Annotated in this window: 12 protein-coding genes and 1 pseudogene; 6 read left to right on the forward strand and 7 right to left on the reverse strand. The window is 41.4% G+C overall.

Going from position 1 to position 16,124, the window contains the following annotated elements; all coding sequences use genetic code 11:
* A complete protein-coding gene (zwf, locus tag ACVBIK_RS11550; RefSeq protein ID WP_447161955.1) occupies window positions 1-1,473 on the reverse strand; it encodes a glucose-6-phosphate dehydrogenase in 1,473 nt (490 codons plus the stop codon).
* Between the two features lie 315 nt (window positions 1,474-1,788).
* On the opposite strand from zwf, the gene ACVBIK_RS11555 reads away from it, so the two are divergent.
* The 3 genes from ACVBIK_RS11555 (at window position 1,789) to ACVBIK_RS11565 (ending at window position 6,735) form a co-directional block, all read left to right on the forward strand.
* Window positions 1,789-2,643 (forward strand): MurR/RpiR family transcriptional regulator, encoded by an 855-nt coding sequence (locus ACVBIK_RS11555; RefSeq protein WP_447164434.1) that lies wholly within the window; start codon window positions 1,789-1,791, stop codon window positions 2,641-2,643.
* A 184-nt stretch (window positions 2,644-2,827) separates the two neighbouring features.
* Complete coding sequence (gene pyk / locus ACVBIK_RS11560; protein WP_447161945.1) at window positions 2,828-4,267, forward strand: pyruvate kinase; 1,440 nt, start codon at window positions 2,828-2,830, stop codon at window positions 4,265-4,267.
* Window positions 4,268-4,608: 341 nt separating this feature from the next.
* Window positions 4,609-6,735: a hypothetical protein gene (locus ACVBIK_RS11565; RefSeq protein ID WP_447169726.1), complete on the forward strand. Its 2,127-nt coding sequence runs from the start codon at window positions 4,609-4,611 to the stop codon at window positions 6,733-6,735.
* A 244-nt stretch (window positions 6,736-6,979) separates the two neighbouring features.
* Here the strand turns inward: ACVBIK_RS11565 and ACVBIK_RS11570 are convergent, their stop codons facing one another.
* Together ACVBIK_RS11570 and ACVBIK_RS11575 are read right to left on the reverse strand one after the other, a co-directional pair.
* Complete coding sequence (locus ACVBIK_RS11570; protein ID WP_447161947.1) at window positions 6,980-9,262, reverse strand: acyl-CoA dehydrogenase; 2,283 nt, start codon at window positions 9,260-9,262, stop codon at window positions 6,980-6,982.
* 5 nt (window positions 9,263-9,267) lie between these two features.
* The gene (locus ACVBIK_RS11575; protein WP_447169727.1) at window positions 9,268-9,915 is read right to left on the reverse strand and encodes a TetR/AcrR family transcriptional regulator; all 648 of its coding nucleotides are present in this window, start codon (window positions 9,913-9,915) and stop codon (window positions 9,268-9,270) included.
* Between the two features lie 347 nt (window positions 9,916-10,262).
* On the opposite strand from ACVBIK_RS11575, the pseudogene ACVBIK_RS11580 reads away from it, so the two are divergent.
* Window positions 10,263-10,442, forward strand: a pseudogene (locus ACVBIK_RS11580) (M2 family metallopeptidase); the annotation flags it as partial.
* A gap of 106 nt (window positions 10,443-10,548) precedes the next feature.
* On the opposite strand, the gene smrA reads toward ACVBIK_RS11580, so the two are convergent.
* The gene (gene smrA / locus ACVBIK_RS11585) at window positions 10,549-11,124 is read right to left on the reverse strand and encodes a DNA endonuclease SmrA (protein WP_447164623.1); all 576 of its coding nucleotides are present in this window, start codon (window positions 11,122-11,124) and stop codon (window positions 10,549-10,551) included.
* 180 nt (window positions 11,125-11,304) lie between these two features.
* Between smrA and ACVBIK_RS11590 the strand changes: the two genes are divergently transcribed.
* Window positions 11,305-11,889 (forward strand): YybH family protein, encoded by a 585-nt coding sequence (locus ACVBIK_RS11590; protein ID WP_447164624.1) that lies wholly within the window; start codon window positions 11,305-11,307, stop codon window positions 11,887-11,889.
* Window positions 11,890-11,912: 23 nt separating this feature from the next.
* Window positions 11,913-12,392: a YchJ family protein gene (locus ACVBIK_RS11595; RefSeq protein ID WP_447169728.1), complete on the forward strand. Its 480-nt coding sequence runs from the start codon at window positions 11,913-11,915 to the stop codon at window positions 12,390-12,392.
* A gap of 6 nt (window positions 12,393-12,398) precedes the next feature.
* On the opposite strand, the gene ACVBIK_RS11600 is transcribed toward ACVBIK_RS11595, so the two are convergent.
* The 3 genes from ACVBIK_RS11600 to ACVBIK_RS11610 all read right to left on the reverse strand — a co-directional run bounded on the left by ACVBIK_RS11600 (window position 12,399) and on the right by ACVBIK_RS11610 (window position 15,658).
* Window positions 12,399-14,567 carry a sensor domain-containing phosphodiesterase gene (locus tag ACVBIK_RS11600; RefSeq protein WP_447161952.1) on the reverse strand — a complete coding sequence of 723 codons (2,169 nt, stop codon included), beginning with the start codon at window positions 14,565-14,567 and terminating at the stop codon, window positions 12,399-12,401.
* Window positions 14,568-14,705: 138 nt separating this feature from the next.
* A complete protein-coding gene (locus ACVBIK_RS11605) occupies window positions 14,706-14,993 on the reverse strand; it encodes a DUF406 family protein (RefSeq protein ID WP_447161953.1) in 288 nt (95 codons plus the stop codon).
* A gap of 74 nt (window positions 14,994-15,067) precedes the next feature.
* On the reverse strand, window positions 15,068-15,658 hold the full coding sequence (locus ACVBIK_RS11610; RefSeq protein ID WP_447169729.1) for a VC2046/SO_2500 family protein: 591 nt from the start codon (window positions 15,656-15,658) through the stop codon (window positions 15,068-15,070).
* Between the last annotated feature and the right edge of the window lie 466 nt (window positions 15,659-16,124).

A 16,124-nucleotide genomic window follows, 5' to 3' on the forward strand; every position in this document is an offset into this window, starting at 1 on the left:
TTACTCGTCCCAAGAACGGCCATCTTTAGTGATAAGCGCGACCGATGCCACCGGTCCCCATGTTCCAGCAGGATAAGGCTTTGGTTTTTCGTCAGTCTCTTCCCATGCTTGAATGATGCCGTCGACCCAGCTCCAGGCCTGCTCAACTTCATCACGGCGCACAAATAATGCCTGATTACCTAACATCGCTTCGAGTAATAAACGTTCATATGCATCAGCAATGCGTTCATTTTTAAAGGTTTCAGAAAAACTTAAATCTAACTTGGTGGTTTGCAAACGTTGCTTTTCACCTAGGCCAGGCACCTTATTCAACATCTGAATTTCAACCCCTTCATGAGGCTGCAATCGAATAGTAAGCTTGTTGGGTGGTAGGTTACGGTAATTAGAGCTGTAAAGGTTGTGGGGTGGATTTTTAAAGTACACCACAATTTCAGAGCTCTTAAATGGCATGCGCTTGCCACTACGCAAGTAAAATGGCACGCCTGCCCAACGCCAGTTATCAATATCCACGCGAAGTGCAACAAAGGTTTCAGCATTAGACTGAACATTTGCGCCCTCTTCTTCTAAGTAACCAGGTACTGGCGCACCTTTTAGGAAGCCTGAGCTATATTGGCCCCGAACCGTGTTCTCATAAATGTTGTCAGCGTTAATTGGACGCAATGACTTGAGTACTTTTACTTTTTCATCACGGATGTTATCAGCATCTAAGTTAACTGGCGGGTCCATTGCAACAAGCGTCAACACCTGTAATAAATGGTTTTGGATCATGTCGCGCATCTGACCGGCTTTGTCGAAATACCCCCAACGACCTTCGATACCCACTTCTTCAGCAACAGTGAGTTGCACATGGTCGATAGTACGGTTATCCCACTTAGAGGCAAACAAAGAGTTAGCAAAGCGAAGTGCAAGTAAATTCTGTACCGTTTCTTTACCTAGGTAATGGTCGATACGATAAACTTGGTTTTCTTCGAAGTAAGCAGAGACTTGATCGTTAATGATGCGAGAACTTGCTAGATCGGAGCCGATTGGCTTTTCTAAAACAACACGAGAGTCTGGGAAGATAAGATTTTGTTCATGGAGGCAACGACAAATATCGCCGAAGATGGCTGGCGGTGTCGCGAAGTAACTCACCATGACGCGCTTCTCAGGCTCTAAAATATCATGGAATGCTTGGTAACCATCAGCAACCGTGAAGTTAGTGCCGATATAGTGACAACGGTTCAAGAAACGATTCACTGTTTCTTCACAGAGTTCGTCTTTAACAAATGTCTTTAATGCGGTGATGACTAACTCGCGATACTCTTCCTGACTGAAGTCATCTTTTGCAACGCCGAGGATCTTCGTATCGACATTCAGTAAGTTTGCTTTATCAAGCTGGTATAAAGAAGGAAGTAACTTACGCTTAGCAAGATCCCCCTTGGTACCAAATAGAACAAAATCACAAGCTTTGGCTTTTGGTGTCGTTATGCCCATAGCTTCAAAATCTCCTTTTGACACTGTGCCCCACCATTTTTGATGAGAATTCACACGTTTGTTGTAATATAACAACACAAATAAGTAATTGCATCTAAATTCTATAATAAACTTCAAGTTAGCATATTAGGTATGTTAGCCCATAATCTGATATGCTTTTGTGATAAAATTACTAAAATTTATCGTGTTTGTACCTGTTGTCATTATAAATTAATGTCGGCGTAAACGCTCCGGAAATCACGGTTTAAAAACGACAACTTAAAAGCTTTAACAAAATATAATAAAACTACATTACTATTGAGTGGACGTACGCATATGAATACCCTCGAAAAGGTGCAAAAAAGCCTTACCCATTTTAGTAAATCTGAACGTAAAGTTGCAGAAGTTATTTTGTCTTCGCCACAAACGGCTATTCACTCAAGTATCGCCACTTTGGCTAAAATGGCTGATGTGAGTGAACCTACGGTTAACCGCTTCTGCCGTCGCCTTGATACTAAAGGTTTTCCAGACTTTAAACTCCACCTAGCGCAAAGCCTTGCTAATGGTACTCCTTATGTCAGCCGCCATGTAGAAGAGGACGACAGTCCCGATTCTTATACGACCAAGATATTTGAATCTTCTATGGCCTCTTTAGATACCGCCAGGCAAAGTATCGACACCGCTGCGATTAATAAGGCTGTAGATATTCTAACGCAAGCAAAAACCATTTCGTTTTTTGGTCTTGGGGCATCGGCATCCGTTGCTCATGATGCACAAAATAAATTCTTCCGCTTTAATGTTCCTGTCATCAGTTTCGACGATGTTCTAATGCAGCGCATGAGCTGTATAAACAGTAATGAAGGCGATGTAGTGGTGCTTATTTCGCACACAGGCCGTACAAAGTCGCTTATCGACATCGCTAAACTTGCTCGCGAAAACGGTGCTGCAGTTATCGGTATTACTGCCCGTAACTCACCGTTATCAACGGTTTGTACACTTCCAGTAACAATGGAAGTGCCTGAAGATACAGATATGTACTTACCTATGGCTTCACGTTTGGCACAATTAGTTATAATAGATGTGCTAGCAACAGGATTTACCCTCAGAAGAGGCCCTCGTTTCCGTGAAAACTTGAAGCGAGTAAAGGAAGTGTTAAAAGAATCAAGAATAGACAAAGATCCAGTTCTGTAACTGACTTTCTACATAATTTGCGGCAATTTAACCTAAGTTAAATTGCCGATTTCTAAATTATTGTTGCAACAGGTCACAAAATTAAAAACTTGAGTTAGATCATTTTGTTCGTAATTTTACTACATTAACGGGTATTGTCTGGTAATATAGAATCAGAATTTTTTAAAACTTAACGGAGTATGTCATGTTCCGCAGAACCAAAATTGTAACAACTTTGGGTCCAGCCACCGACCGTGATGACAACTTACGCCGCATTATTGCTGCTGGCGCTAACGTTGTTCGCTTAAACTTCTCTCACGGTGCACCAGAAGATCATAAAAAACGCGCAAACGATACACGAGCTATTGCAAAAGAGCTCGGCGTTCATGTTGCGGTTTTAGGCGATCTTCAAGGTCCAAAAATTCGTATTTCAACTTTCAAAGACAACCAAAAGGTTATGTTAGAGCTTGGTCAAGCTTATACTCTTGATGGCGATCTTGGTAAAGGCGAAGGTGACGAGACACAAGTCGGTATCGATTATAAAGAGTTACCGCAAGACGTGAGTCTTGGTGACATCTTAATGCTTGATGACGGCCGAGTTCAGTTGCGCGTTGAAAAAGTTGAAGGTAACAAGGTTCATACTATCGTTACCGTCGCAGGTCCTTTATCTAATAATAAAGGTATCAACAAGCAAGGCGGTGGCTTATCGGCCGCAGCCCTTACTGAAAAAGATAAGCTAGACATCGTTACTGCCGCAGAGATTGGTGTTGATTACCTTGCGGTATCGTTCCCAAGAAGTGGAGCAGACCTAAACTACGCACGTGATCTAGCACGTAAAGCTGGTAGCAACGCGCTTATCGTTTCTAAAGTAGAACGTGCTGAAGCCGTAGCCACTGATGAAGCTATGGATGATGTAATTATTGCATCTGATGCAGTGATGGTCGCACGTGGTGACTTAGGTGTTGAAATTGGCGACCCTGCTCTTGTAGCAGTTCAAAAGCGTCTAATCAGCCGCTCACGTCAACTGAACAAGCCTGTCATCACCGCAACTCAGATGATGGAGTCAATGATCTCTAGCCCAATGCCAACTCGCGCTGAGGTTATGGACGTTGCGAACGCAGTACTTGATGGTACAGATGCTGTTATGCTCAGTGCTGAAACCGCTGCTGGTGACTTCCCAGAAGAAACCGTAAAAGCAATGGCAGAGGTATGTTTAGGTGCTGAATCACATCCTAGTGTGCAGGTTTCTAAGCACAGACTTGATCAGCAGTTTACTACCATCGAAGAAACTGTCGCGCTATCAACTATGTATGCTGCTAACCACCTTGAAGGTATTAAAGCGATTATCGCTTTAACTGAATCTGGTGCGACGCCGCAAATGATGTCTCGCATCAGCTCTGCGCTACCTATCTTTGCATTATCACGTCACGAATCAACACTCGCTAAAATGGCACTTTTCCGTGGTGTTCAGCCTGTGTACTTTGATTCAACTGCACACGCGCCAGAAACTGTTGCACAAAAAGCACTAGAGACACTTTCTCAAGCGGGTTACCTAGTAAAAGGTGACATGGCGATGATGACGAAGGGTGACGCAATGGAAACTGTGGGTGGCACTAACACTAGCAAGGTTGTTGTTGTAGGCTAAAGCTCTCTTCTATTCTGACATGCCGCTCTAAGGTATGGACGCAATAAATAAAAAGCTACTATTTGTTAATAGTAGCTTTTTTTATTCCTCTCAAAGTAAAACCATTGAATAATCAATCTTTAGCTGTAGGATAGCGTATAAATCTCAGCTGATTATTTATACTGGTGAAATAAGCTCTAGAAAGTTATCGGTCAAGACAAGGCGATGAATGCTAGTGCCTAGCTGTTTTTTCAAGTTAAACCTCAGCTTCAGCCGCTTTATCGATATTAGCTATCGTCTATCGATAGCAAATCACAGGTAGCAAATCACAGATAGTAAGCCAACAAGGAATAAGTTGAATAATGAAATGGAAATTACTGGTTATCTCATGTGTCACGATAAGCATCATCGGCGGCTATTATGTTTATAGCCGTGATAGCAGCGAGAAAAAACTGGCACAAAATATTAGCCCAACAATTTCCACACCGGTGAGCATTAATGAAATAACTGTTCAGCAGCAAACGATTAAAGCCCCCCTTTCGAATAAAACCTTTCAAAAAACTAAGCTACAGCAACTTTCTTCTGCGCACGCTCAATGCCAAAAACGATTCCACAACTTTAGCGAGCAAGTTACTGATGTCCACAGTGGGATAATTGCAGCACTAGAACAAGAGTTGAGGCAAGGTAAAACTGAACGCGAACTGCTTTCCTTTCAGAGTCAATACCAAACATTCTACGATAGTTATCAGGACTTGCTAATTGAAGCTAAAATCAATATCGAAAAAAACAAGTACTCTATCACTCGAGCTAGCTCCATTTTAAAAGACTGGAGTGGAATGTCGGTCATTGAAGGGGTTAATGTCGATACTATTGATGTGTTGGTTACAGCACTAAAGCCATTAGAGAATGAACAACATGGGCTGGGTATGTCGATATCCTTAGCGCAAGATATAAACAAAGCAGATATCTATGCCCTACTTGATAATAACGACAATTTTACGACCTATTTAGCATCTCCGCTTTCTATTCGCGACAGTCCGGTTTTATCACCATCAATTCTATTTATCTTAACTGCTGAATACCTTAACCTAGAAGAATATAAGCAAGTAGTGACCTTGCAATCATTTACTGTCAACGAAGTCGCGGTGGCATTAAAAAATAATATGGCGACCGAATACTTATTTCCGTTGCTTGAGCAAACACAATCATTAACTGACTTTCCTATTTTTGCTCAAGGGCAATTCGATACCTATGAAAATCTAGCTGATATTGCAGTCGCTAATTTTAATGTTGATGCATTAGCGTTACTCAACAAATACGGTGTTAAACCGATTAATGAGCCAGGCATATTAACAGCAATGGACATAGCCATATTGAATTTGCCCCGTAGTGATGCTGAGTACATTAAACTCAAATCCGATGCAAATAAAATGCTCGACACGCTGAGTTACCTGAAAGTTCAAGGTTATAAAGCCCACGGTAGTATTAGCCTGAACGGCACAGGCATAAGCTTTAGCCCGCCGCCCAAAGGTTTCTTTCATAGCGACATGGTTTCTAATGCTAAGTTAAAATCGCTTCTTAATAGCATCCCCCTCATAGATAAAAGCTTTAATGTAAAACAGCGTGAGGTAGATGACTCCGTTATCTCGCTTGCCATTGTTGAAGCAAAAAATAAACAAATGACAATGAAGCGAAAGTCAGAGCAATGCGCATCAGTAAAGCAGCAGTTACTTGCTGAACAAAGTTTTGAAGGAAGGGATAGGGCCTATGACATCATTGATGAGATAAAGAAGGATCCCGAGCACATAAAAGAACGACTACATGAAATTGATCCTGTACTTGTCGGTATTTGGCAAGAGCTTGAACTTAACTATAAACGTGCGCCATTAAATTCAGACTCTAGTGATAGGTTCAAACGTTTATTAGCAGACGGAAAAACAGAGCAAGCGCTTGAATACAATGAGCAAACCCCACTGACACAATCACAAACAGATGCCCTATTTCATTATATGCTTCATGTCGATATCGAATTCCTGTCAGCATGGAATGTAAGAATTTCTCCTAAAATGCCATCAAATTTACTCTCACTCAAAGCTCTTCCAATTGAGAAATGGCAAGACTTATTACATCAAGGTTTTGATTTTTCGATAATAGACCAATCAGGAAATGATGTATTTATGGCTGCGGCTTTACACTCACCACAAGCTATCCAATTTTTAGTCGACAACAATTTTAAATTAAATTCAGATAAATATGGATTAGATGCCCTCGACTTACTATTAGAGCTTAGCTCTGAAAATGGTCAGTTACACGAGAGTTTGCCAAAACTTATCTCGCTCTACCCAAAATTTCGTGCCAGTCATTACGCTAGGGTAGCAAGAATAAAGAAATTCTTGCCAGAAGAGTATCAACAACTCATCACGATAGATAACGCCCTTACCCCGATAGCAGGCACAGAGTTAAATACGTTTAGAAGCCGATATTTTTAATAAGAGAGGAATTTAGACCTCAACAGGAAATAGAAAAAAATACGGTTAATAGCGGTGAAATAGAGCGCGTTCAATTATTACCAATCAAAAAGCACACAGCCTTTTTTAAAAGACAAAAATGCCGCCTTACTAAGTACTCGTTTACGTACATAGTAAGGCGGCATTTTATTAGGCAGCTCATTAACAATAAATGCTAGTGCTAACCGAATACATCAACATTCAACTCTCAACTAAAGAGTCTCAACTAAAGAGTCTCAAAGTCATCCACGTTGATTGCCGCTAAGCGTAACTCATTCGCCTTAACTAATTGTTGATGTTCATCAGAACTAATCAAGGAGATCTCGAGCGCCGAGTCAAATAAGGCAATAGGTTGTAGTTTTGCAGGTAAACTGCCATCCCTTTGTGCTTGCTTAAGTTTCTTATACAGAGCTTTGCATGAATGCTTGGCAATAAATGCTTTCTCAACTTCTGCAATACCGCCAGTGTCACCATCAAAATCTGGACACAAGAAGGTTAACCGCTCACGCGCAGGACAAGGTTTACTCATCGAGTTAACCAGATCGATTGATAGCTTATCGCTTGCGTTTTTAAAGCGATTTCCAAGCGGAAAGATTAACGCGCGCAGTAATAGGGCTACACCACGGTTAGGGAAGTTACGGATCGCTTCATCTAATGCTTTTGCTGCTAAGTGCAAACGCGTTGCCATAACATGGCGAACTGCAGGTAAATCATCAAACTGACGACCATTATCTTCAAATAACTTTAAGGTTGCAGAACCAAGATATAGCTGGCTTAATACGTCACCCATTCGGGCACTAAGCATTTCTTTACGTTTTAAATCGCCGCCTAAAATAAGCATAGAAACGTCAGTCATCAGGGCTAAGCCTGCTGATAAACGGTTCATATCTTTATAATACTGCTTTGTTTCACCACTTACGGGTGATTGAGAAAGGCGACTACCCGTTAGCGCATTAGCAAATGCACTGAAAGCATTACGGATCGCATAACCGATGTGGCCTAATAGTAGATCGTCGAAACGCTCAAGACCTTCATTGGTATCTTCCATGCCAGCGGCTTCCATCTCTGCCAACACGTATGGATGACAACGTGTTGCGCCTTGACCGAAGATCATCAAGCTTCTGGTTAAAATATTGGCCCCTTCTACCGTAATAGAGATAGGGAGCGCCATGTAACCGTAGCCTAAATAATTCTTAGGACCAAGCTGGATCCCTTTACCTGATTGAATATCCATCGCATCATCAATGACCTTACGTCCAAGTTCAGTCATGTGATATTTTGCAATCGCCGTGACCACAGAAGGCTTAACTTTTAAGTCAATGCCCGTTGTGGTTAAACGCCTTGCTGCTTCAAGCTGATAAGTATTGGCAATAATCCGTGCTAACGCCTCTTGTACCCCTTCAAAATGGCCGATTTCGATACCAAATTGCTGACGAACAAAACTGTATGCTGTTGTCGTCTTGGTTGCCATATGACCTGATGCTGTTGAGAGCGCAGGTAATGAGATCCCGCGGCCAGCCGATAAGCATTCAACCAACATTCTCCAGCCACGACCCGCATATTGAGGACCACCAATAATCCAATCCAGTGGAATAAACACATCTTCACCACTGGTGGTGCCATTCATAAACGCCATATTTAATGGGTTGTGGCGGCGACCAATTTCAACACCAGCATGATCGGTTGGGATCAGAGCGCAGGTTATACCAATCTCTTTTGTCTCGCCAAGCAGACCATCAGGATCATACATTTGAAATGCAAGCCCCAATACATCAGCAACTGGCGCTAGCGTAATATAGCGCTTATTCCAGTTAAGTTTTAAGCCTAGTGTTTCTTCACCATTAAACTGTTGGCGACACACAATGCCAGAGTCTGGAATGGCGCCTGCATCACTGCCCGCTTCTGGGCCCGTTAATGCAAAACAAGGAATAGCACGGCCATCAGCTAGTTGCGGTAGCCAAAAATCTTTTTGCTCACTGGTGCCATAATGGGTTAATAGTTCTCCCGGACCGAGTGAGTTAGGAACCATAACCGTTACTGCAGCACTCACACTGCGACTGGCTATTTTGCTGACGATGGTAGAGTTGGCGTAAGCTGAAAACGCCTTACCGCCATACTTTTTTGGGATGATCAGCGCAAAGAAACCTTCTTTCTTGAAGTAGTCCCATAGCTCTGGTGGCAGATCTTTTCTTTCATTAACGATGTTGTAATCGTCAATCATGGTTAACGCTGTCATTACCTGATTGTCGATAAAGTCCTGCTCTTCAGAGCTCAGTGTCGGCTTACCGTAGCTATGCAGAACTTGCCAGTTAGGTTTGCCTTTAAATAGCTCCCCTTCCCACCATACATCGCCTGCTTCCATCGCTTCTTTTTCTGTATTAGAAAGCGGTGGTAGTACTTTTTTAAAAAAGCTAAATACAGGACGAGTTACTAACTGTATCCTGATATTTTTAACACTGAATACAACAACTATTGCGCCAATCAATAGTATTAATAATGTCGTAGCCATAATTTTTACATTACATCCTTAGTAAGTGGGACCGATACCCCGGCAGATAAATACGGAATAACTTTTCTAATAACTGCTTCTATATCATTGTGCTCCCCAAAATCAGCTTCTGCAATTTCTGTTAACGCATCGGCTGAGGCCATGGTGAAAACAACCGTACCTAAGGTAAAGTGTAATCGCCAAAACATCTCTGCGGGAGGAATATGAGGGGCGCTCTCAGCCACGGCTTTAACAAACAGCCCTAGATACTCGCCGTAATGCGTAGTAATGAACCAACGAAGGTGTCCCTGACTCTCAATGTAACCACGACCCAACAACTGAAGAAATGTGGTGGTACCTTCGTTTCTCAGCGCATTAAGATCGAGAAGTGGTGCAACTAACGTTGAAAAAATATCATTCAATGATGCATTCGCATTATTTTTACGAACCAAAACAATAGCGTCTGCTGCTGCAGGCATAAATACATCGAGGTAACGTGCTAATACCGCTCTGATCAGCTCTTTTTTTGAGCCAAAATGATAATTAACAGATGCAAGGTTTACTTCAGCTTTGCTTGTAATTAGTCTTAGCGAGGTTTCTGAAAATCCTCTTTCTGCAAATAATTTTTCCGCTGCATCCAGTATTCTTGTTTTCGTATCGGAGCGATTTGCCATTCCGTTGCCTTTTTCTATTTTAAACACTCGTTTAAATTAAACATTCGCTTGCTTATTGTCAAACGAAATCCCCTTAATCGTAAAAACAGACTGCTTATTGAATTGGTAATTCTGTTCCTCTGTTAATTGGCAACAAAATAAGAAAATAAACAATACAAAAACAACAAGGGATTTCAACGATGGTTATGACCTTAGCGAAAGCTTCAAAGGTATCGATGTAATCAAAGTTTTCTAAGTTTTCTAAGTTTTCTAAGTTTTCTGCATTGATAGCATTAACTCTAAGCACCGCAGCCTATAACAACACAGACAGTAATACCGCACCGATATAAGTCGATAAGAGTGCAGAAGCGAGAGCCAAACTGAACACCATGCTAGAAATGGGTCAGAGTAAGCCATGGCCAAAAGCGTTGGCAGCTGTTACTGGTATTCAAGAAATGGACCCCAAGGCGGTACTCGATTACTTTGCCCCACTGCAAACCTGGCTAGATGAGCAAAATACTATCGCTAACCGTCAATGTGGTTGCTAATGATTAATTAGGTTTTTAAAAGCACGACAAAGTATTAGATCACGATCAATAAAAACCATTTTATCTCACATCAAAATGGCTTTTTTCTCGAGAAAGTGAATCAATGCTAGCGGATATTAACCCCTTTATGATTAGCCTCTTTGGTTTCAATTCGTTGCTGTTCAGATTTAGCCAGCATCACATAAAGCGCTCCTGTACCACCATGATGGTTTTGGGCTGTGTGAAATGCTAATACCTCATCAATCTGCGCAAGCCAAGCCACAACAAAAGACTTAGTCAAAGCGGGGATAGGTTTGGTGTTAACCCCTTTACCATGGATCACGATAATGCTGCGCTCACCACGATCCCTGCTGTGCTGCAATTGCAGGTATAACACTTCCCTCGCCTGTTTTACCTTTAGCTGTTGCAGCTCAATCTCGCGTTTAATCGGGTAACCTCCCCGACTTAAGCGTTGAAATACGGCTTCTTGAACACCATCTCGTTTAAATTCGACTATAGCGTCCGATGCGATAGGCTCAATCCCATTGATATCTGTGGTTAACTTAGCCAACTGCTCGCTCATTTCAAGCTGTTTACGCCGAGCATCTTGAGCCTGCGTAGATACCTTTTGTTCAACAATTGTCGCATTGGTATTATTTTTAAGTGGCTGAACACCTGTCATCTCTTGAAGAAAAAGATTCATTTCCTCTTCACCCATAAATCCCCCATTTACTGCGTTCACCTAACACACTGACATAGGCTCGTGAAGATGCAGATTTGATTTGCAGTCCAATTCTACACATCTTGTAAAGATCTAGTACTTTAGTTCACAGTAACCATCTATTATAGTGATACTCATTATATTATTATTTCGCCCAAATACATGCTTAAAAAAGTTGCAACAGCACTCACATTTACCTGTACTCTTTACCTTAGTTTCTTCCAAGTCGCCTTAGCAGATGATAACGAAGCACTTAACGCCGTCTATGGGCAATTTAGTGAAGCTTTTAATGAACTTGATGCAAGTATCATGGAGTCTATCTACTCTGAAGATGCCTGCTACATCCCCGAAAGCCAAGATGAAGAAATTACTTTAGGACGCGATAATATTGTTGCCCTTTACCAAACTTTTTTTGGCAAGATTAAGCATAAGAATGCCAAAATTGAAGTCGATTTTAGAGTGATCGAACGTAACATCGAAGGGTCGAGTGCTACAGATGTCGGTTACTATCTGATTCGTTTTCACCCCCCCATTGATAACGAAGAGCCAAGCAGTGAATTTGCAGGTAAGTTTGTTGGAGTATCCAACAAGAAAAGTGACGGTAAGTGGTATTTGACTGTTGATACCAACAACCGCGCCGAAGCTTCGTTTTATTATAATGCCAAGCCAAGTCCAAACCTTTATTATGGTCGCCAATTTCCAGCATTAAGCCAAAACTCAATAACCAATATCAACAACCAACAGTAACCAGTAACTTACAATCAATGACCATGACAAACCTTAATTCAGACACAGATAAACTGTGCCCTTGCTGTTCAGGCAACGTATATCAAGATTGTTGCCAGCCACTTCACCTAAAAACGCAAATTGCACAGAGCCCAGAACAATTAATGCGCTCAAGATTTAGTGCTTTTTATCTAAAGCAATTTGATTATTTAATCGCAACCCACCATGTCGATTATTTAAATGGGCTTACAGTACAAAACCTTGCACAAGAGCCGCTACCTCAATGGTTGGGCTTAGAGATTGCTGCAAGTCAGCAAAATGACAGTCAGGGTAAAGTAACCTTTCAGGCTTGGTATCAATTGGATGATGAACTGGATGCCATTCATGAATGCTCAAGCTTTATCAAACAGAATGAGAAATGGTATTACACGCAAGGTGAGCACAAAGATGTGGTCTTTCCAAAACGCAATGACAAGTGTATCTGCCAAAGTGGTAAGAAGTTTAAGCAGTGCTGTGGTAAATAATCCGCTTTAATGAACTGCGGCTGCTTTTTCCAAAAATTGGCCAAACTCAGAGACACGTAACGCAGGGCTATATAAGAACCCTTGAGCCTGATGACACAGGTGTTTAGCGAGAAACTGCTCTTGCTCTTTTGTTTCAACGCCTTCGGCGGTGAGCGAAATATTTAATGCCGATGCCATTGCGATAATCGCACTGACGATTTCACGGCTCTCATGGCTCACCGACAGATCGGATATAAATGAACGGTCAATTTTAAGTTTACTAATCGGAAATTGCTTCAGATAGCGCATAGAGCTATAACCAGTGCCAAAGTCATCGATAGCGAGACCGACGCCTAATTCTGCCAGTTCATGACATAAATTAGTCGCTGAGCGAATATCTTCCATTAACTCTGTTTCGGTGATCTCAAGGATCAGGCTATTCGGTTTTAGCCTATAACGTGTTACCAACTCCCAAACTTGCTCAAATAGTGAGCCACTAAAAAACTGTCTCGCCGATACATTTACGTGCATCGAGATATCTATTTGATGACGTTGCCATAAATTGAGTTGTTTACAAGCCGCTTCTAACACCCAGGAGCCTATGTCGTTAATAAGCCCTGTTTGTTCTGCAATATCAATAAAAGCCCCAGGATACAGCACACCTTTCTTTGGGTGGTGCCAACGAATTAATGCTTCAGCGCCGATATAGGATTGTTTCTTTAAGTCTTTCAACGGTTGGTAATAAAGCTCAAATTGTCGACCTTTAATCGCAACGGCAAGGTCTCTTTCTATCTGAGCATCTTCTTTAAAAGCATTCAGCAATGCTGAGTTAAATACCTGTATGGCATTACCTTGCTTTTTTTTCGCATATTGAAGCGCGATATCTGCACACGTTAAAGAGGACAACTGCTGTTCAATTGAGGCTAGTGCAACACGTGCTAACGCGGGTTTGGGCTCTATCTGCTCAATGCCTATGGTAATCGGAGCTTCAAGTTGTTTGTATAATCGTTCTGTTAACTGTTCGATAAGTACTTCATCGAGATCAGTTTCAAATAAAAGACCAAACTCATCACTGCCAATCCGAGCGACATCAGAGATCTGGTTAATCTCAGCAAAATGGCGCATTCGTCTTGCGACTTCGATTAACATGATATCGCCATTAGCGTGACCATAAGTATCGTTAAAGCGCTTAAAGCCTCGAAGATCGATAAGTATTAAATGCCCTGCACGAGCTTTCTTAAGTACTTTGCTAAAATGCGTACGGTTATAAAGACCTGTTAGTCCACAGCGCCAGGCTAAACGGAGCAACTCGGTTTGATGATTGTGCTGTTCAGTGCAGTTTTCTGCATTAACCAATGCAAAATGATTGCCTCTGTCAGAGATAAACCGTTTTACAGAAAAGCGCATCCAGTAAGATGTACCGTCATGGCGCTCAAGACTGACCTCTTCTTCAGAGCTCTCTCCAATACGGGCTTTTTTCAACACAGCATCTGATAACGCGGGATATTGCTTAAAAAAATCTAAAAAATGAATCTTACGTCCCAGAATGCGATCTTTAGGTACCTTGGTTACTGCCTCGTGCGCCTTATTGACGTACTCAATGCAGTCGGTTGCTAAATTAACGACCATCATAATTTGATCAGATTGTTCTGCGGCTGACAAAAAAAGCGTTAACCGCTCATCTTTGTCATAGCCGTATTGGGTAGCGAGTGTGAGTGCCAGTTGGTCTGCAACCTGAGAGCAAAGCTGAATTTCAGTATCATGCCATGGCTCTGAGATTTCAGTACGCTCAAGACTTAACGTGCCTTCTAAATGCCCATTGATTCGAATCGCCACTTCTAAAACTGACACAATACCCAGAGCTTGGTAATAGGGCTTAAGTTCAACCAGTCGACTATCATCAAGCGCATTTTCTGAAGAGATATGGCGCTCATCTTTGAGCTGAAGAATAAAGTTAGAACAAGATTGTGGTTTAGGGCGGATGTCAGTGGCTACATTAGGCAACATACTCAGGCGTGTAACTTGCTCTAATGTATTTGTCTCTGCCGACAATGCAGAAATCACTACACTTGAAACATTAAGCTGTTGAGAGAGTAACTCAGCGGCAATGTCTGCAGTGGCTTTAAAATCTCCTAACTGCTTTGCTTCTGAATTAACAATGTACTCCAACAATTGCTGAAATTGATGTTTCTTCACATGTCATCCTAGTGAGGCAAACAAATTGCTTACCAATGGCTTTAAATATAAAGCAAAAAAATTATTTTTATAGGCTACTAAATATAGGGTACTAGGTTACACGATTTAACGTAATATCAGCAAGTTTAACTACAGCTATTACAAGCCATTTTCTAATTGAAATATCATTTTTTCAGCACTAAAAGAGAATGTTAGGTTGATTTTCACGCTCTGGCCTTGTAACTGCTTTTCAAAAGTTACGCCTTCGAAGCGCTGTTGTGCTTTTGCAATCACTTCTTCAGCCAATTGCTCACAATTTTCACCGTTTAACTCTAACTCTAGTACTGTATCGTACTCATCGATAACTGCACCCACATCCACAAAGCTACCACAGTCTGTACAAGTGTCATTAACCAAATTTGACTGCGCCTTTTGAATATTTTTCATCTTGATTTGTCTCTACTAAGATAATATGAATTAATGATTATATATCAGCAATTCAAAATAGAGCAGGATCATCATCAAGCTTGAGCAATAAATTCACTCATTTGTCGTTGCATAACTAATTGATCGACAAAATGCGTCAACGTAATATTAGCCTTTGAGTTGACTTGTTGGTATCTATTACGAGTAGTCACCTCACAATTGGCCAAAACCTCTTCTAACTCTAATGCTTCATTTCTTCGAATAACTAATGCTTCTTCATTCAATACATTAGCCAGGCGAAAGGCCATCGCACCACTTGATTGGTGAACGTGACTGTTATCGACAATGACGTCATCAATATCAAGACGCGCGAGTAGTGTTTGTTGCTCAGGCAGCTCAAATTTAGCTCTAAGATCGCTAGATTGATGCGCATCGGTTTGAAATTGCGCCATATCACGAGCATCGGCAGATAACATGGACAGCAATAATCCAAACTCACCCCGTCGGTTTGAACCGATGGCATGATTTAGCCTCGAACCAAGTTGTGATTCGTTAACTAACGCACTAGTTACCTGCATAACACTCATTTTGCACAAAAATAAACCACTGAAATATATTGTTAAAACTTTATCGACTACATGAGTCATTACTTTAGGCTTTTTTTGATATTCAATGACATTAATCACTATCTATCGTGCCTTTGGTTTACTTGTTTCTCATCAATCAGCTTGTAAGCTCATTGAGCTTCTAATTCATTACATTAAACATGAGCAACACTCTTCGTTGTACGATACCCCTCTCAGTCATAGGCCCATCGTGCCTATTTTTTCAACTGCTGTTACATGACTAATAACTACCTTTAGTTCATTGCTGCCCCTGCTTATTTGCTAATACGTTTTTAAACTCATAGCGATTGTTTTGGTAGCGAGCTAATTAATAATCATATTGAGCAAGAATACATCCGTAAAACAACTCGTTGTCAGTTAATTAACCAAACAGTCAGTTCTTTAGGGTTTATTTCATATTTTGGCTTTACAGGAGAAATATTTCTGACTACTATTGCCGCCGCAATTGAGGAGGGGTTCCCGAGTGGCCAAAGGGATCAGACTGTAAATCTGACGGCTCAGCCTTCGAAGGTTCGAATCCTTCTCC

It is taken from the genome of Shewanella sp. 125m-1 (genome assembly GCF_052977065.1).

Bases quoted from the DNA above. Each gene is read 5' to 3' on its own strand.
- zwf (WP_447161955.1), bottom strand. From the start codon at position 1,473: ATGGGCATAACGACACCAAAAGCCAAAGCTTGTGATTTTGTTCTATTT.
- ACVBIK_RS11565 (WP_447169726.1), top strand. From the start codon at position 4,609: ATGAAATGGAAATTACTGGTTATCTCATGTGTCACGATAAGCATCATC.
- ACVBIK_RS11555 (WP_447164434.1), top strand. From the start codon at position 1,789: ATGAATACCCTCGAAAAGGTGCAAAAAAGCCTTACCCATTTTAGTAAA.
- ACVBIK_RS11575 (WP_447169727.1), bottom strand. From the start codon at position 9,915: ATGGCAAATCGCTCCGATACGAAAACAAGAATACTGGATGCAGCGGAA.
- ACVBIK_RS11590 (WP_447164624.1), top strand. From the start codon at position 11,305: ATGCTTAAAAAAGTTGCAACAGCACTCACATTTACCTGTACTCTTTAC.
- ACVBIK_RS11605 (WP_447161953.1), bottom strand. From the start codon at position 14,993: ATGAAAAATATTCAAAAGGCGCAGTCAAATTTGGTTAATGACACTTGT.
- ACVBIK_RS11570 (WP_447161947.1), bottom strand. From the start codon at position 9,262: ATGGCTACGACATTATTAATACTATTGATTGGCGCAATAGTTGTTGTA.
- smrA (WP_447164623.1), bottom strand. From the start codon at position 11,124: ATGAATCTTTTTCTTCAAGAGATGACAGGTGTTCAGCCACTTAAAAAT.
- pyk (WP_447161945.1), top strand. From the start codon at position 2,828: ATGTTCCGCAGAACCAAAATTGTAACAACTTTGGGTCCAGCCACCGAC.
- ACVBIK_RS11595 (WP_447169728.1), top strand. From the start codon at position 11,913: ATGACAAACCTTAATTCAGACACAGATAAACTGTGCCCTTGCTGTTCA.